This window comes from Candidatus Saccharibacteria bacterium oral taxon 488 (genome assembly GCA_005697215.1).
GTDB lineage: Bacteria > Patescibacteriota > Saccharimonadia > Saccharimonadales > Saccharimonadaceae > Nanosynbacter.
In genome coordinates this window covers 722345-748117 of the sequence record CP040003.1, presented here as the reverse complement: position 1 = coordinate 748117, position 25773 = coordinate 722345, and the positions used below count along the sequence as shown (strand labels likewise).

Sequence of the window (25773 nt, the reverse complement as noted above, 5' to 3'; positions counted from 1 at the left end):
ATTGATTCGTATATGCATAGATTTGATTCAATCATCACGGTTACTGGCACAAAGGGCAAAACAACAACAGTTCATGTTATTGAGGATGTTTTGCGCCATCTTAATCTTCATACAATAAAAGTCGATACAACGGGGCATTTTGTGAATGGTGTGCGTCGAAGCACGCTGGATGATTCTAGGAGAACTTGGCGTTTGGTGCCGACAGTATGCCCGGGGCGTTATTTATGGGAAATTCATGGTAATCCGGAGTTAGTAGATGGTGTTGCAGTATTCGAGGCGGCTCTTGGCAGTAGCGCCTCCTCCGGGCTGGGATATCGAAACCATAAAGTAGGGGTCTTTCTTAACGTCTTTGAGGACCATATCGGTAGTTCTGATCGGATCCAGAGTAAAGACGATATTGTCCGTGCGAAGGATTTTGTCTTTCAGCGTATTAAGCCAGGTGGTTGGGCAGTGTTTAATGCCGATGACGAATATGTCGCTAAAGCACTTGATAAAATTCCTGATAGTGTCAATAAATTACCGGTTGGCTTTGCATTTTCACACTTTGATGTTGGGGCGCATTTGCGATCTGGCGGGGTGGCTATCACTGTCGATGAGTCTGGTAGTCAGATTGTCTTGCTAAAGAGTGACGAGAAAAGAATTCTGGCAGACATATCAACTATTCCATGGTCGTTTGGTGGTAAATTTCAGCCGTCGGTTTGGAATCTTTTATCTGCGATGGGGGCAATATATGGTTATTTTGATGGTAAGCTTCCGGACGATTTACGCCTAGCGTTTGAAGCGGTACGACTTGATAAATATGGTGGTCGTCTGACATTGCTGCAGAATCAGCAAGGTGTGAAGATCTTAGCTGATTATGCGCACGAAAAGTTTTCCTTGCGACAAGTTGCCGAGCTAGCTCGCACCATGACGGGAAAGGGTGGTCGAGTGATCGGTGTGGTACGTTTGGCTTACGACAGGACAGAAAAATTGATTAAGGAAACGGCTGAATATATCGCGAAAATTTACGACGCCTTTGTTATTTACGATAAAATTGACGGTTATTGGCGCCAGCCTGATGCAACACTAAATGGTTCACGTTTTCCACAAAAGATCGGCTATGTATCACAGATGTTGACTGATGAGCTGAGAGACAATAATATGAATGTGGAGCGAATCATACGTGAGGACAAAGCGATCCAGCGTGCCGCAGAAATTGTGCATCCCGGTGACGTCGTTGTCGTGATCGTCAACGATAATATTGAGCGCTCAATTAAGTTTATCCAAGATAGTTTTGAGGCGGAGTTTGCATAGATGGGTCTGCCTGTACTTGGCCGTACCGTTCGTGTTAACTTTGGTAACCGTGCTATCGGTGTAGCAGCTAAGGTTGACACCGGTGCGGACGGCTCATCAGTGTGGGCAAGTAATATTCGCGTTGATAAAGATGGCGTGTTAAAGTTTTCGCTATTCGGCAAGGGGTCGCCCCACTATAACGGCAAGGTGTTTCGGCGTACCGATTATTCGGTAGCGATGGTTAAGAGCGCCTCTGGCCATGAAATTATAAAATATCGGACACATTTTACCATTATATTGGCCGGCAAGAAGATTAAAGCGTTATTTAGCCTGTCTGATAGGGCTGTGCATAATTTTCCAGTGCTAATTGGACGACGGACATTAAGCGGTAAGTTTTTGGTTGACGTAAGTATGAATGAAGTAAAGAACCCGAAGAAATCACAGACTATAAGGCTAAATAGAGAACTAGCTGAAAATCCTCACAAATTTTATAAAAAATACCATAAACCAAAGGATAAGTAGTCATGAATATTGCAATCCTCAGTAACGGTAACATCAACTACTCCACCCTCCGTCTCAGAGAAGAGGCTGAAAAACGTGGTCATCAAGTCAAGGTTATTAAGTATAAAAATTGTTATGTGTCAATTGATGAGCGGCACCCAAAGGTTATTTATCGTGGTAAGGAGATCGGTAATTTCGATGTGCTCATCCCGCGGATTGCTAGCTATATGACGCGTTACGGGACAGCAGTGGTGCGGCAGCTAGAGATGGCGAATCCGCAGGCGTTTTTTATGAATCGGTCAATCGCCATTACGCGGGCGCGGGATAAACTGCGCTCGACGCAGTTACTGGCGCGGGCTGGTGTGGCGATCCCAAAGACGGTGTTCTCGCGCAACGAAACGGATATCGATGTGCTACTGGATGAGATTGGCGGTACGCCGGCGATTATCAAGCTGGCGCGCGGCACACATGGCAACGGCGTGGTGTTAGCCGAGACAATTAAAGCTGCCAAGTCGGTCATGCAAGCATTTTATCTCAGTAATTCTGACGGCACAAACGTGCTATTGCAGGAATTTATCAAGGAGTCGGCCGGCACCGATATTCGGGCATTTGTGGTTGGTAGCCAGGTGGTGGCCAGCATGAAGCGGCAAAGCTTGGATGATGATTTTCGCAGCAATTTGCACAAAGGCGGCGAGGGGACGGTCGTTAAGTTGACGCCGGACGAGCAAAAAATGTGCGTCAAGGCCGCCAAGGCGATGGGCTTGGTGGTAGCCGGCGTTGATTTTATGCGCTCGAACCGCGGCGCGCTGGTGCTGGAGGTGAACGCCAGTCCAGGATTTGGCATCGAAAAAGTCACGGGCCGCAATGTAGCTGGTCGGATTATTGATTATATTAATCGCAACGCCAAGCGTGGCAACAAAAAGATAAAGTCGGCGCCTGACGATAAGCTTGCTATAATGAAGGTATGAGTGCAAAGTCGGCGTCGATAGTGCAGCGGATCATCGTTTGGATGATCGTGCTCGGCGTGTTGGCCGGGATCGGCTACGGCGTATGGGCGGTGTCGCGCCAGATGAATAAAACGTACACGACTGTTGACATCGGCAAGGGCACATTTCGAGTAGAGGTCGCTGATACGGACGAGACGCGGGCGCGGGGCTTGGGCGGTCGGCAGGAGCTGGGTAAGAGCGAGGGGATGTTGTTCGTGGCCGAGAAAGACGGTGATATACCAATTTGGATGAAGGATATGCGCGTCCCGATTGATATTATCTGGCTAGATGCCAAGAAAAAGGTCGTGCACGTCAAGCGTGATGTCTGGCCCGACAACGAGCCGCATGAGGTATATCACACGCCAGTTCCGGCGCGGTATGTGTTAGAGCTGCCGGCGGGTAGTGCCAAGGAGCATGGTATCAAGCCGGGCGTCACTGCGCGGTTTAGTACGGGGGCGCAGCGATGAGCATGGTGTTGTTGTTTGGCGGCGTGGCCGTGGCGCTGACAGCACTAGCGTTCGTGCTGAACCGGCGATTTGGCGTGTTGGCACTGGCACTGGCAGCTGGTGCATTGCTGGCGGAATTGTGGGCCGAGTGGTTGGCCGGGGTGATCGGCGGGCTGGGTGTTAGTAGTGTGGCGGGACTGCCAAATGGCGTGGTGGCGACGATCATCCTCACGGTGGGGCCGCTGGTGCTATTATTAATTGCCGGGCCAAAGGGACCTGGCAAGTTGCTACGGCTGATCTCGGCGGTGCTGGTCGGCGTCTTAGCAGCGGCGGTGCTGGTGCGGCCACTGGGCAAGTTTATGACCTTGGACGCGGAGGCGATGAAGACGTACAAATTGCTGAGTGACTGGTGGCGCTATGCGGCGACCGTCGGACTAGTGGCGGGGCTGCTTGACATGAGCTTGCCGCTTCGGGCCAAGGCGCCCGCTGCCAAGAAAACAAAGCGTTGAAAATGCCGCTCCTCTGTGATAAAATGTGAAAAGTCGCGTTCTCGCTTCGTTGCGCTGCGCGTCATGTGCGGGCCCATAGCTCAGTTGGTTAGAGCACCTGCCTTTTAAGCAGGGTGTCCCGGGTTCAAGCCCCGGTGGGCCCTCCAAGTGGAGTACAATCCTAGTTCATGAACTAGGATTTTTATTGTATCCATTTCAGGTGATTTGATGTAAGTCTGGCCGCACTTCGCGTATACTAACTATATGAAGTCTCTCGGCCTCACTCAGCGTTTGCATGTGTCGTGGCTGTTGGCGGCAGCTGGTGTCGGCATCGTCATCAGCGTTATCGGCGTGATGCGAGCGCCGTACGGGTTGTTTGCTGGCTGGATGTGGTTGGGGGCGGGAGTGATATTGGCCTTAGCGTCGCTCGTCGGGGCGCGGCGCTGGCTGATCATAGTGGCTCTAGTCGGCGGAGTGCTGGTTGGGCTGTGGCGAGGCAGTTTGGGACAGATTGGATTGGAGCACTATCAAACGCTAATCGGTCAAACGGTGCGGCTGAGCGGACGGGTGCTGGAAGATCCTGATGTCGATAAAAAGGGGCAGACAGTGCTGCGGCTGGGCGATATCGTGAGTAATGATCGGCGGCTGCCTGGCAGTGTCTGGGTGGTGACGAGGCATAGTCAGGCGATTAAACGTAGCGACGTGGTCACCGTTCGGGGCACGCTAACCGATGGGTTTGGGTCATTTGCGGCGCGGATGTCGCGGGCAGCGGTTGAACGAGTGACGCGCGAGCAGCCGGGCGACGTGGCGGTGGGCGTCCGTGACTGGTTTGCGGAGCGGGTGCGACGGTATGTGCCGGAGTCGGAGGCGGCGCTGGGCCTCGGGTTCTTGATGGGTTTACGGCGGGCATTGCCGCTGGAATTGATGACGGCGCTGCAGGTTGCGGGTTTGACGCACATTATCGTGGCCAGCGGCTATAACTTAACGATTTTGGTGCGGCTGGCACGGCGGCTGTTCGTTCGGGTGTCGAAATATCTGGCGGCACTGAGTGCCGGTGTGATGATCATTGGCTTTATGGCGATGACCGGCCTCAGTCCGAGCATGTCGCGGGCCGGGCTGGTGGCGGGCCTGAGCCTAGCCGCGTGGTATTGTGGACGGACGATTCATCCGTTGGTGCTATTACCGGTCGCTGCGGCGATGACGCTACTCATCAATCCGCAGTTTGGCTGGAACGACCTTGGTTGGCAATTGAGTTTCGCGGCGTTTAGCGGGGTGATTATCCTGGCGCCGCTGCTGCAGCGATACTTTTTTGGTACGAAGCCGCCCGGGGTGATCTGGCAGATTATCGGCGAGACGGTGTCGGCACAAATCATGACGTGGCCGCTGCTCGTAGCGTCATTTGGTGTGATGAGTAACGTGGCGCTGATCGCGAATGTGCTCATTCTGCCATTGGTGCCGCTGGCGATGCTACTGACCTTTGTGGTTGGCGTGTGCGCGGATGTGCCGGTGGTGGCCGGACTCGTCGCCGCGCCGACGACGTGGCTGCTCCAGTATATGGTCGGCGTTGCCACGTGGCTGGCAGGGCTGGACTGGGCGCAGCTGGAGGTGAACTTGAGCTGGCTGTGGGTAATCATTACCTACCTTATCATTATCGGGGCAATGTGGTGGATGCGGCGACAGACCGGGCTGCGGCTGCGTGAGAGTAATGTGGTTGAGTAGCGTGGACGATTGTGGCAGGCTACCGATCTCGCTCATGCTTGAGGAAACCTGATGGATGTACTACTATCAGGTTATTTGGCTGATCACTTGGGACAGGTGGGTACAGGTTCAATCCTCGGGCGATGGCTAGAGAGGTATAACATTATTCAATCTGGAGGAGTGAAATGGGCAAAGAAAGAATAGGTGGAGATAGCAGTAATCAAGGCCAGGGCTTGACGGGTCCATGGGAGGGGCTGGCGGTCGCATCGACTAATGATGGTGAGCAACAGCCTGATGGGGTCGAGGGCTATAGTGATGTGCAAGACGATGAGACGCAGGAACTGGGCAGGCCAATGACACCTCGGCGGTTGAACGCGATACGTGATGAAATCACTGAGGTATATAATGCGTACCTGGAAGAAGCCGCTAGACAGCGCGCTGAGAATAAGGCCCCGACAGACGGAGAGGGTCTGCACACTAAGGAAGTATTACAGACTGCTCAAGCCGCAATTGAAGAAAAGTATTTAGAGCGGATGCGAAAGGTAGTAGCGCCTCTTGTTGAATCCGACAAGCTTAGCGATGCAATTATGTATCAGTTTATCGGTGACTTAAATATGTGGCGAGGACAGGGTAGGTTGAGCTCCTATGAGATAAGCGTATCGGATCTTGTGGTGGGGATTGCTGAGGATAATTCTCGGCGTCGAAAAGAGGTCTTGCAGAACGTTATGGATCTCGAGCATGGCAACCCCAATATCTGGGTGCCGAAGTTAGATGAATCACTTCCCAAGGCATATTTAGTAGGTTCTGATGTGACTTTGCCAGAGGACGCCCACTGTCCTGCCATACAAGTCCCATGTGGGATTTTGCAGCAGAATAACGACAACGCGGCCAGGTGGTATGTCGCAGGGATGCTGGGTTTGTATGTCCACGAGGGAATCATCTCCTCTCAATATGGGTTGCGCATTAAGGACAAGAAAGGCCTCAATGACGTACCTGTTAAGGTGATATATATAGAATCAGATTGCGGTGGCTTTACCTTTCCGGAAAACATTGACGACCGGATCAATAGTTAACCCTTCTCCTGTTTTCTGCTATACTAAAAGAAACGAATTTTCTGGAGGCATAGACACATGGCAGGACATAGTAAATGGGCGACCACGCACCGGCAGAAAGCGATTGTTGATGCGAAGCGCGGCGCGATTTTCACGAAATTGGGTAATCAAATTGCGATCGCAGCACGTGGCGGCACCGATCCAACATTGAATGCAAGTTTAGCAATGGCCATTGAAAAAGCCAAGGCTGCCAACATGCCGAGTTCTAATATCCAGCGGGCGATTGACCGCGTGGCTGACAAAAGCGCGGCGGCACTGGAAGAAATTACCTATGAAGGCTACGGTCCGGGCGGTGTCGGTATCATCATCGAAACAGCGACCGACAATCGTAATCGCACGTTGCCGGAAGTAAAAACCGCATTGGTGAAGAACGGTGGGCGAATCGCTGACGCTGGCAGCGTGGCGTTTCAATTTACTCGCAAGGGTGTGATCACCGTGGAAGGCACGGGCGAAGAATTGCTACTGCAAGTGCTGGACGCTGGCGCTGAAGACGCGGTCGAGGAAGACGGCGAGATCATTGTTTACACGGAGCTGAAAGATTTGGCGAACGTTAGAAATCAGTTGGTTGAGCAGGGTTTGAACGTAAAAGACGCCGAGCTGCGCTACATTGCCAATACGCCAGTTGAGATTGCCGACTCGGAAACTGCGCAGAAATTGATGAAGGTGGTTGATGCACTGGATGACCTGGATGATGTGGTGAATGTGCATACCAATGCCGATATCACTGCGGAGTGACCTTCGCTTAGGTTATTGACTGTATATCGAGCGCCTCCGACGGCGCTCTTTTGCGTTTCGGAGGAATTTCTTTTACAATATAATCAGTCAACATAAGCCAAGCAGGGAGTTCACAATGAAGGTTTTGACCCGCCTACTACTTATGTCAACGATAATTGCGCTGGTGTTTCAGCCGGTGGTGGCGTTTGCGAGCGACTCCCCACCAGAGGCCGCACCTCCTGCTAGCGGCTCGACACCGGTTGCGCCAACCCACACGCCCGCGCCGCGCCCAGCCAATCCAGCACCCAGCCCGACCAGGCCATCAGTCCCAGCAGTGGCTACACCGGACACGACTTCTGGCAGTACGTCTGCATCTACGTCTACGCCTGCTCCGTCGATGCCACCCAGAGATCCATCGACACCCACACCAGTTAAGCCAACGCCTTCCGAACCTCCTGCGCTACCAGCTGCGGCTCGTACATCGGCTAAACTCTTGATCACTAAAATTGGCCTCGATACAGCGCGCGGCGCGTACGTCGAACTCTACAATCCGTCGCCAGGGCCAGTCAATATCGCTGGCTGGACGCTGCAGTATGTTAACCAAAAGGGGCATGTGACAGTGCTTAAAACAATATCGACTGACCTAATGGTGCCGGCGGGCGGGGCGTTGGTGGTCGGTGATAGCCAGCTAGCTGATGAGCAGGCTGACCTGCGGTTTGATAGCAAGAAGGTGCTGGCAAAAACCAGCGGCTCTGTCAAATTGGTGATGAGTGATGGGCGGGTGTCGGATCTGGTTGGCTGGGGCGCGGCGTCAGAGCGTGAGGGTAGCCCGATTAAGCTAGGCGGCAAGCTACACGCCTGGCGCTGCCAAACAAATGGCGTGGTGACTGATACGGATAATAACGCCAGCGATTTTTCGGTCGGCGAGGCGCCGCACTTACGTGAACTGCCAGCCTGTACTGAGCCTGACGAGCCGCGTCCGCCAGTTGATCCGGTGCCACCGAGCAATCGTTGCAGCGGCTTGAAATTACATGAGATCGCGACCAATGTCGACGCGCCGTTTATTGAGATTATCAATGCCGGGACCGGCGACCTCGACCTCACTGGCTGCACCATTCTCGTGAAAGGTCGAGGCAAGAATAAGGACACGACGCACACGTTCAGGGGTGTTGAGCTGGCGGCCGGGGCGCTGCATGTCGTTCGCCTGGCAGAAACAAATCTCAAACTGACAAAAACCGGCGGCGGCGAGGTGTACGCACTGGACGAGAGCGGCAATGAAATTGACCAGACATCGTTTGCTGGCCTGGCCAAGGACTCGTCGTGGAGTTTGCTTGACGGGGAATGGAAGGTAACATTTTCACCGACGCCGGCTCGGCCTAACGAATTTAAGCAGTGGCCAGATTGCAAGGCGGGCTATGTGCGTCACGAGCTCACGGGCCGTTGTGTCAAGGAGCCGGTGGAGCCAGTGCCGACGCCGTGCCGTCCGGGGCAGTACCGTTCGCCGGAGACGGGCCGCTGCCGTAATATCGTGAGTGAGCCGGAGCTCGCGCCGTGTAAGCCCGGCCAATATCGTTCGCCAGAAACCGGTCGGTGTCGCAACATCGGCAAGCTCAAAACCCAAACGCCGTGCCGTGAAGGGTATTATCGGAGCGAGATAACCGGTCGGTGCCGGTCAATTGCAGCCGCGGCCGCCAAAACCTTGAAGCCATGTCCTGATGGTCAATTTCGTAACCCAGCAACTGGCCGCTGCAAGAAAATTGCTGCCGCCGATGACATTCTAAAAGACCGTCCAGAAGGATTTGAGCGCAACCCAAAGACGAAACGTTGCCGTAAGGTTGCGCTGGCTACTGCGCCGAAAACTGGCTTTGCGCCGGAACAGGTCAAGCAGGTGACAGGCGCGGTGTGGGGCTGGTGGGTGCTCGGCGGCGTCAGTCTGCTGGCGGTTGGTTATGCTGGCTGGCAGTGGCGCTGGGAAATCGGCCGGGCTGCTACGCGGCTGAAACACACCATCACGCGCGGCAAGCGATAATTTGGCACGAGCTCGTCGAGGTGGCCCTCGCATTAATTATTGTCACCGGCCGGGTGCTATAATAAACGCATGAGAATTATTGGCATTGATCCGGGGACTGGTATCTTGGGCTTTGGTGTGATTGACACGAAGCGGGGCGGCTACCGGCTGGTGACGGCTGGTGTGATCAAGACGCCCGCGCACACGCCACTGGACGAGCGGCTGGCGGAGATTTTTGATGGCCTGACGGAGATCATCGCTGAGACCAGACCTGAGGTGATGTCGATTGAAAAATTGTTTTTTGCGCGCAATGTCACCACCGCTATTTCTGTGGCTCATGCTCGCGGTGTGGCGATGCTGACTGGACACAAAGCGGGCCTCGTGATCAGTGAATACACGCCGCTTCAGATCAAGCAAACACTGACTGGCTATGGCAAGGCTGACAAAAAGCAGATTCAGGAAATGGTGCGCCTAAATCTAGGCCTCAGCCAAGTGCCCAAGCCAGATGATTGCGCTGATGCGCTCGCGGCGGCTATCACCCATGCAGCGATGTCACGCCTCAGCGTGGTATAATTGATATATGGTGCAATTAGGCAAGGGAAAACGAGCTCCGATAAAGAAGCAGCCGCCGCACATGGGTCGGTATGCCAATCTCGGTCAAGTCAAGGCAAAACCTGGTAAATTACCGCGTCAACACAAACACTTTTTGTGGTTCTGGCGGCTGAGTCGGCCGAAAAAAATTATGGTGTGTCTGCTGCCGATTCTACTGTTCTTGATCATCGTGCCAATTGCCAGCTATTTTTATTATGCGCGTGATATCGGCGATCAGGAGCGGCTAATGAACCGCAATAATACCGGCATCGTGCTGACTGATGCCAATGACAAGGTGATTTATAGCGTTGGCAATGCCGAGCGGCGGAACTTGGTGCAGCTTAAGGATATCTCCGAGAGTATGAAAAAGGCATTGATCGCCAGCGAGGATAAGGATTTTTATAAGCACAGCGGCTTTAATATTTTCAGTATTTTCCGGGCAGCGGTTACGCGGCATGGCGGCGGCTCAACCTTGACACAGCAGTTGGTCAAGAACAATTTGCTCAGCAATGAACACAGCTTTATGCGCAAATACCAAGAGCTATTTATGGCCATCGCCATCGAGCAAAATTATAGCAAAGAGCAGATCTTGATGATGTATCTGAACTCGGTGTACTTTGGTGAAAACGCCTTTGGTATCGAGGAGGCGGCCAAGGTTTATTTCAATAAATCGCCGAAGGATTTGACGCTGGCCGAGAGTAGTATGCTGGTTGGCGTGCTGCCGGCACCGAGCCGGTATTCACCGATCAGCGGTAATGCCGAATACGCCAAGCAACGCCAAAAGACGGTGCTCGGTCGGATGCAGACCGAAGGCTTTATCACCGAGGAACAGAAGCAGCAGGCGGAAGCCACACAGCTGGCATATACTGGCGGCGGTGCGGCTCACACAAATTCCGAAGCGCCGCATTTTGCCGAGATGGTCATCAAACAGCTCAGCGACAAATATGGCTACGAAAAAGTCATGCGCTCGGGCTACCGCGTCAAGACCTCGCTGAATCTCGACACGCAGCATCTCCTCCAAGAAAATATTGCCAAACAAATGAAGCAGATCAATCGCCTCGGTGGCACCAACGCCAGCGGTATCGTCATTGATCCGAAAACCGGCGAAGTGCGGGCTCTGGTCGGCAGCGCTGATTATAATAACGCCCAGTGGGGCAAGGTCAATATGGTGACCACCCCGCGTCAGCCCGGCTCGAGCTTCAAGCCGCTGTATTATGCGCAGGCGATGGCTGATGGCGCTATCACGCCGGCGACAGTTTTTGATGATAAGTTAACTAACTTCAATGGTTATGTGCCCTACAACGCTACCCGCCGCTGGAACGGCAAGGTGACGACGCGCAAGTCGCTGAGCTGGTCGCTGAACATCCCGAGCGTTCTGATCATGCAAAAGTATGGCATCAATCGTTCCATCCAAGCCGCCAAGAAGCTCGGCATCAGCACGCTGGACGAAAACAAAAATTACGGATTGTCACTGGCGCTTGGCTCGGCCGAGGTGCGCCTGAGCGAGATGACTAACGCCTACGCGGCCTTTGCCAATGGCGGTACGCAGTACGAATCGCTCAATCTTATCACCGAAGTTAAGGACAAATTCAACAAAAATGTTTCGTGGAAAGCAGCGAACACACGCCAAGCTATCAGCCAGGGCGGTGCCTATCTCATCTCTAGCATCCTGTCGGACAACGCTGCGCGGGCGGGGATGTTTGGCAGCAGCCTGACGGTGGGCGGCAAAACGGTTGCTGTCAAGACGGGTACCACCAATGATAACCGCGATGCCTGGACGATTGGCTACACGCCGCAATATGCTGTCGGCGTGTGGGTTGGCAATAACAACAATAAGGTCATGAACAGCGGCGGTTCGGATGTGGCGGCGCCAATTTGGCGGGCGACAATGACCAAGCTGCTGGCGGGCGCGAAAACTGGTTTTGATGTGCCAAACGGCGTTGTCCAGCGAAGTGTTTGTAGTAGTAATGGTGGCCTGGCTGATGATTCTAGCCCCGGTGCTTACAAAGAATATTTCCTCTCGAACGCCCTCCCGACCGAGAAATGCGATCAGACCAAGCCAAAGATTGAGGTGTGTAACCTCGCGACCAAGCAAATGGAGTCGATTTTTGAAGATCAATTTGACGCCGCTAAATATTCCAAAAACGCTGCGGATTGTCGGCAAACGTCCACCACTAAGCAGATTACCGTCTGCGACCTAGCTACCAAGCGTCTCATTACTATCACCGAAGATAAATTTGATGCGACGAAGCATTCGCGAAAGACGACGCCGTGTGGCAATACGGGCAATGATGACCAAAATCCGGGTGGTGGCAATGGCAGTGGTGGTGGCAGCGGTGGCGGTTCGGGTGGTGGCGGTGGCGGCACCTCGCCTGGCCCAACCAATCCTCCGGGCGGCGGAGACAGACAACCGTGATCGCCCATCTCTCTGGCACGATTGCTGAGAAGTTTGGCGCGGGCAGCATCGTGATTGATGTTCACGGCGTCGGCTACGAAGTCAGCGTGTCGGCTGGTGATTTCGAGGCGGTGACGCTGGATCAAGACGCTAAGTTTTACACCTACCATCATGTGCGCGAGCAGGCGGAAGAATTGTTTGGTTTTTCGAGTCTGGCAGCAAAGAAGATGTTTGAAATGCTCATCACGGTTCAGGGCGTTGGTCCGAAGGCAGCATTGGCCATCCTTGGCCTCGGCGATGCGGAGCAGGTGCGCAATGCCATCGCCAACGCCGACAGTACGTTTGTGCAAAAAGCTGCTGGCGTCGGCAAAAAAACCGCTGAGCGCGTGGTGGTTGATTTGAGTGATAAAGTTGGCTTGCCAACGCAGTATGGTCGAGCGGCTGCGCCAGTCCAAACTGAATTGAATACTTCCGATGAAGCGTTAGAGGCGCTAATGGCACTGGGTTATACCTTGGCTGATGCCACAAAGGCGCTAGAGAACGTTGATGTCAATCTGCCGACAGCGCAGCGGGTGACCGAGGCGCTGAAGAAGTAGGGTCTCTTTATTTGAAATATTTAGTTCGTGATGTTGTTTATGGAGTTTGTGTTTTTGGATTTGTTGGGAGACACTTGAGGGGTGATTACTACTACATCTTAACGTAGGTCTTATTCTCAGGATGCTATAATGGATATATGGAAGATACAAAATTTTCTCTTAATCAAACGCCAATTAGTACTATTCTGGCCTGGGTAGAAAGCGGTGCAATTGCTATTCCGGAGATCCAGCGGCCGTTTGTATGGATGAGTTGGCAGGTACGCGATTTGATGGATTCGTTATATCAAGGCTATCCAGTCGGCTATATCATTACTTGGCAAAACCCAGACGTGAAGCTGAAGGATGGGTCGACGTCGCAGGGCAAGCGTATTTTGATTGATGGCCAGCAACGTATCACTGCACTCAGGGCAGCGATTAGCGGGCTTGATGTGATAGATAAAAAATATAAGAAAAAACGGATTGCTATATCGTTTAATCCGCTGACTGAAGAGTTTCGTACTCGTACAGTTTCAACTATTCGCGGTAAAGAATGGATTAGCGATATTGCTGAAGTGATGGTAAACGGCTATGATACGCTGACGTTTGTTGAAGAATATGCAGAAAAAAATCCGTCGTTAACGCGCCAAGAGGTTAATACGCGACTTAACCGTTTGATCCAGATTAAAAATAAGCAAATTGGTGAAATCCAGCTTAGTCCGTCTTTGGATATCAATATAGTAAATGAAATATTTGTCCGAATTAATGCCAGCGGCGTTAATCTCAGTAATGCCGATTTTGCAATGAGTAAAATTGCGGTCTATGAGAACGAGCCGGGCGATGAAATGGGCATGAAACTCCGTAAATTTATTGATTATTTTGCACATCTGTCGGTTGCCCCCGAGCAGTTTGACATTATTAAGGAAAACGATACAGAATTTGCTAAAACTGATTATTTTACGAAAATATCTTGGCTTAAAAATGAAACAGACGACCTGTATGACCCATCTTATAATGATATTATTCGGGTTGTTGGTTTGACGCAGTTTGCAAGGGGCAAGCTTGGCGATATCGTGGCATTGCTTTCGGGTCGTAATTTTGAAACTCGCCAGGATGAAAAAGAAATTGCCGACGAGTCCTTCCGAAAGCTTGAGAAGGGTTTGTACCAATTTACAAACGAAAATAAATTTAAGCATTTTGTGCAAAACATTTTGCGCGGCAGCGGTTATGATGAACCTAGTATGTTGATTGCTCGCAATGCAGTTAATTACGCCTATGCAATGTACCTGCGGCTATTTGATATTGGCGAAAATCATGCCGAAGCTAATTCGCTAGTTCGTAGATTGCTGGCAATTTCGTTACTGACTGGTCGCCATTCCGGTAGTTTTGAAACTAAGTTTGAGCAGGATATTAAACGGATTCAAAATCCTGGAGATTTGGCTAAATTTGTTGCTACGCTGGAAAAGCAGGAGTTGTCTGATATATTTTGGGACTCAACATTGGTTGATGAGCTTGATAAGCCGACGATAAATAATCCGTTTTGGCACATGTTTGTTGCGGCGCAGAATAAATTACTGAAGCAAGGATTCTTGTCGAAAAATAATATTGCCAGAGACTTGGCGACTGATGACGTGCATCACATTTTTCCTAAAAATTATTTAGTTAAGCATGGTTATGATAAAACTAAATACAATAGAATTGCTAATTTTGTACATCTGCGCAATGATATAAATATTTCAGTCGGAGATTTAGCCCCTCGCGATTACTTAAGCGATATTTTAAGTAGTAAAAATGACCATCACAGTGATATTACTGGCGAGGATGAACTAAAAAGCAACTTTAGTGACAATGCAATTCCAATTTTATTAATGAAGGCGGTGGCCGTTGATTATGAAGAATTTTTAAAACAGCGGCAGCGACTGATGGCTAAGATGCTAAAAGAATATTACAGGAGCTTATAATGGCAATTCAGAGAATAGTCGATACCAGTTCGCACGATGATGATACTGAGGAGCAACGGATTGAAGTCAGTCTGCGTCCGCAGAGTTTTAGCGAGTATGTCGGTCAGGAGCGATTGAAGCGTAATCTGCGGTTGGCGATTGAAGCGGCAAAGAAGCGCGGCGAGCCGCTGGATCATGTGTTACTCTACGGCCCGCCAGGACTAGGCAAGACGACCATGGCGACGGTGATCGCTAACGAGATGGGTACGAATTTGCGCATTACCAGCGGCCCGGCCATTGAGAAAGCGGGTGATTTGGCGTCGATTTTGACCAATTTGGCAGACGGCGATATCTTGTTCATTGATGAAATTCATCGGCTCGGTCGGGCAGTGGAAGAGATTTTATATTCGGCCATGGAAGATTTCAAGCTGGATATTGTCATCGGCAAGGGGCCGGCGGCTCGGTCAATTCGGCTGGATCTGCCGCGGTTTACGGTGATTGGCGCGACGACGCGGACGGGCAGCTTGGCAGCGCCGCTGCGCGATCGATTCGGGCATATTTACCGCTTGGAATTTTACGAGCCAGAGGATATCGCTAAGATTGTGACGCGGAGCGCGGCCATACTGGAGTCGTCGATTCGGCACGAAGCGGCGGATTTACTATCGACGCGGGCTCGCCTGACGCCGCGTATTGCTAACCGCCTGCTCAAGCGCGTACGCGACTACGCTGACGTGAATGGCGATGGCATAATTGATGTGAAAACGACAACGAGCGCCTTGGAAATGCTAGAAGTAGACGAGCTGGGATTAGACCCAGCCGACCGTAATTTACTGCAATCAATCCTGGAAAATTACGGCGATAATCCAGTGGGGCTAACGACCATTGCTGCGCTGACGGGTGACGAAGCGACGACGATTGAGGATTTTTATGAGCCGTATTTACTACAAATCGGCTTCATTGAGCGCACGCCGCGCGGCCGGCGGGTGACGCCAAAGGCGAAAAAACACATCAATATGCTATAATAACAGATATGAAAAAGAGAGTTTTGGCGATACATACCCCTGATAGGGTTGGGGAAATGATTACGGTGGCTGGTTGGGTGCACTCCCGGCGCGATCACGGCGGGCTGATTTTTATTGACCTGCGCGATCATACCGGGTTGGTGCAGTTGGTGATTAATCCTGATAAGGCGGAGGCCTTTCGTCTGGCAGAAAGCCTGCGTGATGAGTTTGTGATTCGTGTCAGTGGTGTGGTGACGGAGCGTGGCGAAGGTTTGAAAAATCCAAATATTGCCAGTGGTAATGTGGAAATTGTGGTGGAAAACTTGGAGATTCTTAACCGTGCTGAAACCTTGCCGATCCAGCCATTTGCTGAGGAAAACCAAGCGGGTGAGGATTTGCGTTTTAAGTATCGTTACCTCGACCTACGCCGTCCAAAGATGCAGCAGATGCTGAAAAAACGCGCCGAAATGTACCGACGGATGCATCAGTACATGGATGACCGTGATTTCATTGAGATTCAGACGCCAATTTTGGCAAATTCCAGCCCCGAGGGTGCGCGTGATTTTCTGATCCCCAGTCGTTTGCAGGAAGGTAAGTTTTACGCCCTGCCGCAAGCACCGCAGCAGTTCAAACAGCTGCTGATGGTTGGCGGCGTGCCGCGGTATTATCAGCTGGCGGCGTGTTTTCGCGACGAAGATCCGCGGGCTGATCGACTGTACGGTGAGTTTTACCAGCTGGATCTCGAGATGAGCTTCGTTGAAGACGGCGAGGAAGTTCGCCAGGAAGTTGAGCCGTTGATGCAGCAGCTGGCGACTGAGTTTGCGGGCAAGAAATTACTGGATTTGAGTGGTCTCGCGGTCGGTGACGGCAGCCCAATTCCGCGCATTTCCTACCGCGACGCCATGGAGACGTATGGCTCGGACAAGCCGGACCTACGTTTTGGCATGGAACTGATTGAGCTGACCGACGTGTTCGCCAATACCGAGTTTGGCGTGTTCAAAAACGCTGAGTGCATCAAGGCGATTTGCGTGAAAAACGGCGCTAGTTTGAGCCGCAAGCAAATGGACGAATTTACAAAGATTGCACAGTCTGAGGGGGCTGGTGGACTACCGTACATAAAAGTTGGTGAAAACGGCTCATATACAGCAGGAGTTAAGATTAATCTAAATAGTGGCGATGGAGTAAAGTCGGATTTTATAGAGGCTCTATCCTCTCCAATTATTAAGTTTCTTACTCGAGATGAAATGGTGCAAACTGCGAATATATTGGATGCTGAATCTGGTGATCTCATTGTTTTTGGCGCTGATAACCGCTCGGTCGTCAACGCCGTGCTTGGTCGCCTGCGAAACGAATTTGCCGCTCACTTCAACCTGAAAAAATCGGATGAGGTAGCCTTGGCTTGGATTATCGATTTTCCGTTCTATGAATGGGACGACCACGGCAAGAAGCTCGACTTTGGACACAACCCATTTGGTATGCCAAAGGGCGGCTTAGAGGCGCTGGAGTCAGCGGCGACTGACGCCGACAAGTTGGCCATCGTGGCTGACCAGTTCGACATGGTGATGAACGGCTATGAGATTTGCTCTGGCGGTGTGCGCAACCACAACCCAGCGGTGCTGTACAAAGTATTTGACCTGCTAGGTTTTAGCGAAAGCTACGTCGAGGAAAAATTTGGTGCTATGCTAAACGCCTTCAAATACGGCGCGCCGCCGCACGCTGGCTGTGCCTTTGGCGTTGACCGCATCCTCATGGAGCTCATCGACGAAACAAATGTCCGCGAAACCTTGGCCTTTCCAAAGAACGGCTCGGGCGTTGACGTGATGATGGATTCGCCGTCAACGGTTGATCCAGCGCAGATAAAGGAGTTGGGACTGTAGTAGCCTCCCAAAGTAGGTAGCAGATGCTCAATTACGGCAATGTAGCTAGGGGCGTAGCTGTGTTATCTTACTTTTTAATATCGCTTCTATTGCATCAAGCTCAGACTTTTTCTTTCGTACCATCGCAATCTTTTTATGCAATATATCAATAGCCGTATCGGGTGTAATCTGACCGTCATTCCATTCCTTGATGTATTGCTTAATCTCCATCAGCGTAAAGCCTGCTGACTTAGCGAGGCGTATTTCCGTGAGGTACTCGAGTGCACTCTCGTCGTAGTCTGAATAACTGCGGCTTCCAGCAGGACGTTGTGTTACCGGTAAAATACCGAGTTTTGTATAGTAACGAATGGTGTCAATAGAAACACCAGATTTTTTGGAAAGTTGATGAATTAGCATGGTAAAACCTCTCTCATCATTACCTATTGACTATAGAGTATACTCCATAGATTATACTACTATTATGAGTAGAAAAAAGTATAATTCAAATCATAAAGTAGTGTTAATTACTGGAGCATCCAGCGGTATCGGAAGAGCGACCGCCGAGCTGCTTTTGCAGAAAGGCCACATAGTGTACGGATTTGCTCGAAATAGTGAGGTGCTTCAAGAAATTAAAGGCCTTCGGCCAATACCAGGTGATATGAAAGATGAAAAATCACTTGAGGCTGCGGTAAAAAAGATTTGTGACGAGCAGGGAAGAATAGATGTACTTATCAATAATGCTGGCTATGGATTACTGGGGGCGGTAGAGGACGTTCCAATTGAACAGGCCCGCAGGCAGTTTGAGGTGAATGTATTTGGGTTGGCTAGGCTGACGCAGCTTGTGCTGCCTAGCATGAGAGAGGCGGGCTCGGGCTTGATTATTAATATGTCATCGGTTGGAGGCAGAGTGTATTTTCCGCTCGGTGCCTGGTATCATGCTTCAAAGCACGCTATCGAGGGGTTTTCCGATAGCTTGCGGCTAGAGCTGCAGGAATACAACATCAAGCTTGTGATAATTGAGCCTGGCTTGATCGCTACAAATTTCTACAAATTAGCTGAAGAGCCGCTTACTCGTTATTCGTCAAATGGGGCCTATAGCGGCGTGGCAAAGGCAATATCGCACAACTTATCTCAGTCATATAGGACCATGTCACCGCCTAGCGTGGTCGCGTATACAGTAGCGACAGTTATTGAGAGTAAGCATCCACGACGTCGGTATCTTGTTGGTAAATTGGCGAGAGTTCTCTTCTACGCACGGCATCTCTTGGGCGATGGCGTCTTTGAGCAAATAGCTAAAAAACAGACGAGGTAAGTGAAGTTACTTGCCGGTCGGGGTCTAGGTTTGGTATAGTGACATTGATGTATGATCGACACGAAGTTAGCGTAAAAGTAGCGTTGTATAGTAGTGATGGCGAGCGTGCGCTAGTGATGTATTATCCGCGCGATGATGGTTTTGGCCTGCCGGGCGGGCATATTGACTTTGGTGAAACGCCTGACGTGGCATTGAGGCGGGAATTACGCGAGGAGCTGGGCGTTACAATTGATGCGACGCCAGCTAATTTTTATGTGCGCGATCCGCAGGGCGGTGCTGTCAAAGACCATAAAATTATTCTTGGCTACACGGCCATAGTTGACGGTAACATTGAACTACCGGACCGAGCGTGTGATGGCGGTGAGGAGCGACCAGTCTGGTTGACGCGGATAGAAGTTGAAGCTACCGACAAACTCGCGCCGGGCTACCGGGATTTTTTATTGAAGTGGTGGCCCGATTGATGTGTGGTGTATAAATTTGACCATATTTTTATAGTATGATATAAAATTCACACGATGCACGAGAAATTACGTCGCGTTACTGCCGAAGAATTTTACGTGGCAATAAAACAAGCTATGGCTGGTGATAGCAGGGAGTGTTTTTTGTCTGATTACTCACAGGTTGATTACGAAACGATGGTGACGGTTCTTATGTATAATGATCAGGCTGGGTTTGCTCTTGAGGGGGATAATTTGGCAAATATCTTTAGCTCAAGACAAAACCCTGTGAAACAGTCGCTAGATATTATGATGCCGTCGGTGTTATCTTTTGGAGTGACAAAATTAGATTGTTTTGGTGAGGATTTATGTCGTAAATACGCTAAGTACGGGTTCGCGGCAGTTGCTGTAACACGGTTTCTTGATGAATATGCCCCTCGTAATTGGGATTACGGGAAATTTGGCAGGCCCGCCGTATACTTTATGGCGCAAGCGCAAAAACTACCAAAGGGATCTCTCAATAATGTAACAGATAGTGTACCGTATCTATCGTATGATGAGGCCTGGGCGTACCGGGAAAGATTACTCGGTGGCATCTGACACGCTATTGATTATAACTGAACACCCAGCCACGCCGCCAATACATCACCGGCAAAGTACGCCAGTCCAGCGGCGACCGCCCCGAGGAGTAGGGTGATAGCAGCTTCTCGCCATGGTGATTGCTTGCCAACTTTGCCTTTGATGAAGCCAATTGCTAGGAAGGCAACCGCTGTTAGCGCGGAGCTGACATAAAACAGGGTGGTGCCTGGTACTTTTGAGACTGCAACGACATCAATCAGGTAAGGCAGCACCGGTACGCTACCGACGGCGACGAAAGCCAGGAAGGTGACTGCACCAATGATCTTAGGGGAGGCTCGTTTTTGCGTATCGCGGGCTGACTCTTCGTGTTCGGCGCTGGCTGCCAGGTAAGCACTAGAACCCATTGAAAAGCCGTCAGCAATTAAATTTGCAACGCCCAAAATGAGGATAACTGCACTGGAAATACCGGCGCCAGCCGAAGCTGCCACTACGGCAAAGGTTGTGACTGTGCCATCAACTGCACCGTACACAAATTCCGAAATGTATCGTCTAAAAAGTATTTTCATAACCGTGCCATTATAGCACAATTAGGTGTTGTGAGTTTTATTCGCGTATACTAAAGCAATGACGACTGATGATTTTCAGGCGCTGATCCACCAAAAAGGCCGCGAGCTCTACCGACCAATGCCGTGGCGCGATCAGCCAACGCTCTACTATGCGTTGGTGAGTGAGCTGATGCTGCAGCAAACCCAGGCTGCTCGCGTCTTGACGAAGTTCAGCGAGTTTACTGCGAAGTTTCCGGACATTGAATCACTGGCAGCTGCTGAGCTGACAGAAGTACTGCGTGCGTGGCAGGGGCTGGGCTATAATCGCCGCGCTCGATACCTCCACCAAACAGCGCGAGCCATCGCTGGTGGTGCTCTGGCGGCCACCCTTCATGACCTTGTCCGGCTGCCGGGCATCGGCATCAATACCGCCGGTGCCATCATGAACTACGCGTACCAAGTGCCAACGCCGTTCATCGAAACCAATATTCGTACAGTCTATCTCAATCATTTCTTTGCGGACCAGACGGCAGTCGCGGATCGTGACATACTGCCCATCGTCGAGCAGACGATGGACCAGGCAAATCCGCGTCAGTGGTTTTGGGCACTGATGGATTATGGTAGTGAATTAAAAGCTCAGGGCAAGGGTAAATTGTCCGCCAGTCGCCATTACGCCAGGCAATCGCAATTCACTGGCAGTCTCCGCCAGATGCGCGGTGAGATTTTGCGTCGATATGTTGGCGGGCAGTCGCTGGCCGAAATTACCGCGAAGTTACAGGACGATCCGCGATTTGCGGCGGCACTGGATGGTCTGCGGCGGGACGGTCTCATTGCTGCAAAGTGACAGAATAGATCGCTAAACTATTGACATTTCAAATTGCCTATGCTATCATAGCCACAGTCAATACGACAAACATAAACAGTAACAAAGGAAGGGTATGGAAGACATGCAAACAGTTATTATACTGATGACCGTAGTGATCATTATCCACTCGGTGACGATTATCGTCTTGTTCGGTGTAATAATTTCACTGCTGACGAAGCTCAAGCGCCTCGTCAACCAGGCTGAAGCGGCGGTGTCCAACATCGCTCAAGCAACTGAGTGGCTGTCTCCAGTAAAGTTATTTACTGAAGTCGTGCAACTCTTTCGCAAAAAATAATCATCTGTTCCATATATCAATTTAATAGAAACAAACAAGGAGATATTATATGAAAAAAGTATTAACAGTTCTCGGCGCCGCAGCGGCTGGTTTCGCGGCTGGTATTTTGACCGCACCAAAAAGTGGCAAGGAAACTCGCGCTGACATCAAGAAAAAAGCTGGTGAGCTAAAAACTGCCACTGTCAAGACTGCCAAAAAAGCCCAGGCCGCCGCTAAAGACAGTGCTGAAGCGGTCAAGGCAGGCGCTCAAAAGGTTGGCGATGTCGTTACTGGAACCGCTCGTACCGTCAAGGCCGATACCGAGAAGCATTTCAAGAAGTCGTAGTAGCAGTTTGACCTAAACGCAAAAACGCGAGATAATAAAAAAGATGAAACATCTTCGTAGTCTCGCGTTTTTTGTGTGCGGTGTTAGCCTGGCCGGCGTAATGATACGGTCGGGTATTGCTGTGGCACAGACTGCGCCGAGTTCGCCGCCGCTCCATCTGATCCGCAGTCAGTGTCAGTCCATTCGTTCGACATTGCAGCGGATTCAGCATAACGATGCCTTGCTGCGGGTTAATGCTGGCCAAGCATACAACACGATATCGACCAATCTCATCGCCAAACTAAACAGCCGCTTGGCATTGGCGCAGATCGATAGCTCGCGGATGGTGATGATCGCTCGCGACTACGAGGAGGCACGCAAGGCGTTTGCCCAGCAGTACAATGAGTATGAGTCCAATTTGACGGCGCTGGTTAAGACAGATTGTACCGACAAACCGGGCGAGTTTTATACACAGCTGATCAAGACGCGCGACGCACGTCGACAGGTCAGTGAGTCGGTGACGACGATGAGTAAACTGGCGGCAGATTATCGTGTGGCGGTGGAACAGCTCAAGGTGAAGCTATCGAGCGGAGGCAGTCGTGGATAAGTTCAAGCGACTCAGTCGCCGGATGGCCAGGTTAGTTATGCAGCATAAGTTACCGACGATGGTAATTAGCGTGATCGTGGTGTCGATCGTGCTCGTTGGTATCTCGATGCACTTATATTACTCGTCAGATGCTTTCCGAGTGGATTTGAGTCGGCCGGACTATGTACCGTATCGAGCGCAGATTGATAATTCCAATAATCATAATCGAGACATGTTTGAGGCGCAGGGTGAGGTGACGGGCAAAGTGCTGGATGATTTTCTGCAAAAATATAAGCAAGAAGAAAAGAAAGCCGATGGTGCGCGGGCGTTTGCTAGCGATGTGTTGAGCGATGATCAGCTGGGCGTCAGTGGTAGTGGCAATGGCGCGGGCAGTACGACGACACAGGGTCAAGACGGTTCGTCAGAGTGAGCTATGATTATTTTTTATGCGTTATCGCTGTTGGGATAACAGCTAGTTCGATCTCTTGTTTTTCAAATTCTTTAAGGAGCCGGCGGCGCATCTCTGAGGTAACCGCCCATTGATCGGATGGCTGAACCTTACCGGCAACGATCAATTCAACCGAGCGGCCGGTGATATCACCGACGGAGACAAATTTTGGCGGTTCAATGATTTTCTTGTCCCAAGACTTTTCCTTGCTCAGTTGCTGACCGGTCTCGTTGATGATATCAGCGGCGCGGCTGATGTCGGTACTTGGATCAAGCTGCAAGGTAAAGCGCGACATGCTGTACCCCATCGTTTTGTTGATGACATGCTGGATGGTGCCATTTGGTAAGTAGTGCACATTACCATCAGCATCACGGAGTACAGTTGACCTGGTACCGACGCGTTCGACAGTACCGCTTGCACCCATAACGTCAACGACGTCGCCGACGCGATATTGATTTTCAGCGATGATAAAGATGCCGGCCAGAAAATCTTTGACAAGTGATTGTGCACCAAATCCGAGCGCTACGCCAATGATGCCGGCGCTGGCAAACAGTGGTGACAAGTCGAAGTAGAATAACTTACTGGCGACCATGGCGGCGATGTAGGCAATGATAGTGATGCGCCAAAAACTACGGATCAGCTGCGTCAGCGTATTTTCGCGCTTTTCGATATCTTTGCGGTGCCATGAGCGGTGCTTGGCGGTGGAGTGGATCGCGTAGCGAATTGCCCAAGTAATGAAGATGCGGCCAAGATAATAAACGATAACCGCGCCAATGACGATACTGACTGTTTCAACCATCCGCTCGCTTACCAGCCAGCCTAGTCCATGCTCAGTCATCCATTCATCAAAGCGCGACGAATTTAACAGTTGTTTGATAAGTGTATCCGTCATGAGTTTAGTATAATGAAAAGTATGAGTTTTGTCGATCCAAATCAATTCGTCATCACCCGGCGACGCAAGAAGTATAAATTTGCATTATTTAACAATTCGCCGCTTTGTTTTGAGTATGATGAATGGACGCCGCGGTCGATTGATGTGCTGGAGGTCGGTGCTGGAACGGGACTGTTTAGTGTCGAGCTGGCGGCGCGACATCCGGAGCAGCGGTTTCTGGCAGTTGACGTCAAAGCCGATCGACTACAAAAAGGGGCACGCACGGCCGAGCAGCGTGGCCTCACGAACATCTGGTTTGTGCGGGCACGAGCAGATCAGCTGGGAGAATTGTGCGAGGCTGGATCGCTCAGTCAGTTGTGGGTCACTTTTCCTGATCCGTTTCCACGCCGGCGTTCTAGCGGTCGACGCTTGACGCATCCACATTTTCTAACACAGTACGCAAAGTTGCTTGATGGGAGGGGTGAGCTACTACTCAAGCATGATAATCACAACTTTTTCTGCTGGAGCTTGGAGCAGCTGGTGGTGGCTGGCTGGCAGCTTCGGGAGCTAACGTTTGATCTGCACGAATCGGAGCGACTTGATGAGGAGAGCGATGCCCGGATCATGACAACCTACGAGCAGCGGTGGGTTGGCGAGGGGAAGGTGATTGGGTTTGTGCGAGCAGTCGACCATCGGATTAATGAAAGCCAAAGTGAGCCCTCATCCCCTCAAGCATTGGTTGGTTGCTGTTGAGCACGATATGCTGGCTCGGCCTCACTCAATAAATAGAGTAGATTTTCCGAGGGGTCGCAAAATTGCGGGCGTTCGTTAAGGTCACGCAGGATACGCCGACCGATACAGGTGGCAAGTGGGGTTGGTATCTCATAGACAACACTGTTGTCGGTGATAATGTCGGGCGACTTGGCGTAGATGCCCTCAATGATAATTACTTCTGCTGGGCTGACCGTACCCTGTACATAAGGCTCCGCGGTTTGCCAATTCATGTGGCGATGGTATATCTCCTTATTATTAATGAGGTTCTGTAGATCGACGGCCATTGTTTCGGTGTCGTATACAAACGGGTCATCCCAGTGCTGCCATGGCTGATGATTATTGCGGTAATAAAGATAGGTTGCGCCACGGTGGTAGTCATCAGTCGACATAGTAATTGAGTTAATGTTGAGCTCATCCAGCCGCTTGCGGAGTTGTTTGACGATGGTTGATTTACCAGAGCCACTACGGCCAGCGATATGGATGATGCGCGGAGAGTTTGCGGTAGGGGTGAGAATATCAGAGACGATATTTTCAATGTTGAGGTCCGGCTGAATTGACAGTGCCTCGCGACCCTCGTGCTCACGCCGGAAGTCGTAGTGCGCCTGCCACTCACTGGTAGCCATTATTTCACCGGTCACTTCCATGAATATATTACCAAACTGGTCAGTAAATTGTTGCCATGATCCATTATCTTCTAATTCAGCTTGTACTAGACCGTCGTTTTCGAAAAAATCAATAACGACACCGGGTAGCGGTTCGGCGCGTAGTTTGCGGATAATTGGTGTCTCGTCGTTACGGTAGTATTCATATAACTCGGGGCTAATCTCAGTCGTCACCTCTAGTCGACGCAGACCATCGCCACTCTGGAAGCCATTGTCTTTGAGGGTTGCTTCGTAATGTAGCTTGCCGGTATCACGCTTAAGGGTTGAGCGGAGGCGTAGACTAAATGGCTCGTCCGGGTGTGATAGATATAACTGTTCAATCGGCTCGGCTTCTTTGCGCAGATCGGTGAGTTTTTCCGGAAAGATAGCCATGAATTTACGCTCAGTCTCTACGGGCAATCTCCCTTCAAATTCGGGTGTGTGGATGAGTGATTCGATTGACATAAGCGTCGCTCCTTTAGTTGTGTTGATGACACCAGTGATTGTAGTGTAGAATTACTAGTATGAATAGCAAG

Annotated in this window: 28 protein-coding genes and 1 tRNA gene; 25 read left to right on the top strand and 4 right to left on the bottom strand. The window is 51.0% G+C overall.

The features are described 5' to 3' along the window. Positions 1-12 precede the first annotated feature (12 nt). The 16 genes from FBF24_03985 to aspS all read left to right on the top strand — a co-directional run bounded on the left by FBF24_03985 (position 13) and on the right by aspS (position 17601). Positions 13-1293, top strand: coding sequence for a hypothetical protein (locus FBF24_03985; GenBank protein QCT41023.1), 1281 nt, complete (start codon positions 13-15; stop codon positions 1291-1293). Beyond that, complete coding sequence (locus FBF24_03980) at positions 1294-1794, top strand: hypothetical protein (protein ID QCT41022.1); 501 nt, start codon at positions 1294-1296, stop codon at positions 1792-1794. Between the two features lie 2 nt (positions 1795-1796). Beyond that, the gene (locus FBF24_03975; GenBank protein ID QCT41021.1) at positions 1797-2741 is read left to right on the top strand and encodes a RimK family alpha-L-glutamate ligase; all 945 of its coding nucleotides are present in this window, start codon (positions 1797-1799) and stop codon (positions 2739-2741) included. Beyond that, on the top strand, positions 2738-3226 hold the full coding sequence (locus tag FBF24_03970; GenBank protein QCT41020.1) for a DUF192 domain-containing protein: 489 nt from the start codon (positions 2738-2740) through the stop codon (positions 3224-3226). Before FBF24_03975 ends, FBF24_03970 begins: the two co-directional genes overlap by 4 nt. Next, the gene (locus FBF24_03965; protein ID QCT41019.1) at positions 3223-3714 is read left to right on the top strand and encodes a hypothetical protein; all 492 of its coding nucleotides are present in this window, start codon (positions 3223-3225) and stop codon (positions 3712-3714) included. Before FBF24_03970 ends, FBF24_03965 begins: the two co-directional genes overlap by 4 nt. 69 nt (positions 3715-3783) lie before the next feature. Further along, positions 3784-3860, top strand: a tRNA-Lys gene (locus tag FBF24_03960). Between the two features lie 97 nt (positions 3861-3957). Then, positions 3958-5412, top strand: coding sequence for a ComEC family competence protein (locus FBF24_03955; GenBank protein ID QCT41018.1), 1455 nt, complete (start codon positions 3958-3960; stop codon positions 5410-5412). 164 nt (positions 5413-5576) lie between these two features. Next, entirely contained in the window at positions 5577-6464 is an 888-nt protein-coding gene (locus FBF24_03950; GenBank protein QCT41017.1) for a hypothetical protein, read from the top strand. A 57-nt stretch (positions 6465-6521) separates the two neighbouring features. Further along, the gene (locus tag FBF24_03945; GenBank protein QCT41016.1) at positions 6522-7238 is read left to right on the top strand and encodes a YebC/PmpR family DNA-binding transcriptional regulator; all 717 of its coding nucleotides are present in this window, start codon (positions 6522-6524) and stop codon (positions 7236-7238) included. Between the two features lie 115 nt (positions 7239-7353). After that, positions 7354-9246 (top strand): hypothetical protein, encoded by a 1893-nt coding sequence (locus FBF24_03940; protein ID QCT41015.1) that lies wholly within the window; start codon positions 7354-7356, stop codon positions 9244-9246. A 69-nt stretch (positions 9247-9315) separates the two neighbouring features. Beyond that, positions 9316-9798, top strand: coding sequence for a crossover junction endodeoxyribonuclease RuvC (gene ruvC, locus FBF24_03935; GenBank protein QCT41014.1), 483 nt, complete (start codon positions 9316-9318; stop codon positions 9796-9798). 7 nt (positions 9799-9805) lie between these two features. Continuing rightward, positions 9806-12232 (top strand): PBP1A family penicillin-binding protein, encoded by a 2427-nt coding sequence (locus FBF24_03930; protein QCT41013.1) that lies wholly within the window; start codon positions 9806-9808, stop codon positions 12230-12232. Next, a complete protein-coding gene (ruvA, locus tag FBF24_03925) occupies positions 12229-12807 on the top strand; it encodes a Holliday junction branch migration protein RuvA (GenBank protein QCT41012.1) in 579 nt (192 codons plus the stop codon). The genes FBF24_03930 and ruvA overlap by 4 nt, the downstream gene beginning before the upstream one ends. 137 nt (positions 12808-12944) lie before the next feature. Next, entirely contained in the window at positions 12945-14744 is a 1800-nt protein-coding gene (locus FBF24_03920) for a DUF262 domain-containing protein (GenBank protein ID QCT41011.1), read from the top strand. Further along, positions 14744-15745 carry a Holliday junction branch migration DNA helicase RuvB gene (gene ruvB, locus FBF24_03915; protein QCT41010.1) on the top strand — a complete coding sequence of 334 codons (1002 nt, stop codon included), beginning with the start codon at positions 14744-14746 and terminating at the stop codon, positions 15743-15745. The genes FBF24_03920 and ruvB overlap by 1 nt, the downstream gene beginning before the upstream one ends. Before the next feature lie 8 nt (positions 15746-15753). Beyond that, complete coding sequence (gene aspS, locus FBF24_03910) at positions 15754-17601, top strand: aspartate--tRNA ligase (protein QCT41009.1); 1848 nt, start codon at positions 15754-15756, stop codon at positions 17599-17601. Between the two features lie 45 nt (positions 17602-17646). Here aspS and FBF24_03905 read toward each other — a convergent pair whose 3' ends face one another. Continuing rightward, positions 17647-17997, bottom strand: coding sequence for a MerR family transcriptional regulator (locus FBF24_03905; protein QCT41008.1), 351 nt, complete (start codon positions 17995-17997; stop codon positions 17647-17649). Between the two features lie 64 nt (positions 17998-18061). Here FBF24_03905 and FBF24_03900 point away from each other — a divergent pair, with 64 nt between their 5' ends. The 3 genes from FBF24_03900 to FBF24_03890 are packed head-to-tail and all read left to right on the top strand — an operon-like array spanning position 18062 to position 19929. Continuing rightward, positions 18062-18892: an SDR family NAD(P)-dependent oxidoreductase gene (locus FBF24_03900; protein ID QCT41007.1), complete on the top strand. Its 831-nt coding sequence runs from the start codon at positions 18062-18064 to the stop codon at positions 18890-18892. Between the two features lie 47 nt (positions 18893-18939). Beyond that, positions 18940-19353 carry an NUDIX hydrolase gene (locus FBF24_03895; GenBank protein ID QCT41006.1) on the top strand — a complete coding sequence of 138 codons (414 nt, stop codon included), beginning with the start codon at positions 18940-18942 and terminating at the stop codon, positions 19351-19353. Positions 19354-19407: 54 nt separating this feature from the next. Further along, the gene (locus FBF24_03890) at positions 19408-19929 is read left to right on the top strand and encodes a hypothetical protein (protein QCT41005.1); all 522 of its coding nucleotides are present in this window, start codon (positions 19408-19410) and stop codon (positions 19927-19929) included. Between the two features lie 11 nt (positions 19930-19940). Here the strand turns inward: FBF24_03890 and FBF24_03885 are convergent, their stop codons facing one another. After that, a complete protein-coding gene (locus FBF24_03885) occupies positions 19941-20474 on the bottom strand; it encodes a hypothetical protein (protein ID QCT41004.1) in 534 nt (177 codons plus the stop codon). Positions 20475-20532: 58 nt separating this feature from the next. Here FBF24_03885 and FBF24_03880 point away from each other — a divergent pair, with 58 nt between their 5' ends. The 5 genes from FBF24_03880 (at position 20533) to FBF24_03860 (ending at position 22933) form a co-directional block, all read left to right on the top strand. Beyond that, on the top strand, positions 20533-21297 hold the full coding sequence (locus FBF24_03880; protein QCT41003.1) for an A/G-specific adenine glycosylase: 765 nt from the start codon (positions 20533-20535) through the stop codon (positions 21295-21297). Positions 21298-21391: 94 nt separating this feature from the next. Beyond that, positions 21392-21613, top strand: coding sequence for a hypothetical protein (locus FBF24_03875; GenBank protein ID QCT41002.1), 222 nt, complete (start codon positions 21392-21394; stop codon positions 21611-21613). Between the two features lie 49 nt (positions 21614-21662). Further along, positions 21663-21938 carry a hypothetical protein gene (locus FBF24_03870; GenBank protein QCT41001.1) on the top strand — a complete coding sequence of 92 codons (276 nt, stop codon included), beginning with the start codon at positions 21663-21665 and terminating at the stop codon, positions 21936-21938. Positions 21939-21981: 43 nt separating this feature from the next. Continuing rightward, positions 21982-22524, top strand: a complete 543-nt coding sequence (locus tag FBF24_03865; GenBank protein QCT41000.1) for a hypothetical protein — start codon at positions 21982-21984, stop codon at positions 22522-22524. After that, the gene (locus tag FBF24_03860; protein ID QCT40999.1) at positions 22517-22933 is read left to right on the top strand and encodes a hypothetical protein; all 417 of its coding nucleotides are present in this window, start codon (positions 22517-22519) and stop codon (positions 22931-22933) included. Before FBF24_03865 ends, FBF24_03860 begins: the two co-directional genes overlap by 8 nt. 7 nt (positions 22934-22940) lie before the next feature. Here the strand turns inward: FBF24_03860 and FBF24_03855 are convergent, their stop codons facing one another. Then, entirely contained in the window at positions 22941-23843 is a 903-nt protein-coding gene (locus FBF24_03855; GenBank protein ID QCT40998.1) for a mechanosensitive ion channel family protein, read from the bottom strand. A gap of 12 nt (positions 23844-23855) precedes the next feature. On the opposite strand from FBF24_03855, the gene trmB reads away from it, so the two are divergent. Further along, positions 23856-24575 carry a tRNA (guanosine(46)-N7)-methyltransferase TrmB gene (trmB, locus tag FBF24_03850; GenBank protein ID QCT40997.1) on the top strand — a complete coding sequence of 240 codons (720 nt, stop codon included), beginning with the start codon at positions 23856-23858 and terminating at the stop codon, positions 24573-24575. Here the strand turns inward: trmB and FBF24_03845 are convergent. Continuing rightward, positions 24551-25702, bottom strand: a complete 1152-nt coding sequence (locus FBF24_03845) for a hypothetical protein (protein ID QCT40996.1) — start codon at positions 25700-25702, stop codon at positions 24551-24553. The two genes, trmB and FBF24_03845, sit on opposite strands and share 25 nt — an antisense overlap. Between the last annotated feature and the right edge of the window lie 71 nt (positions 25703-25773).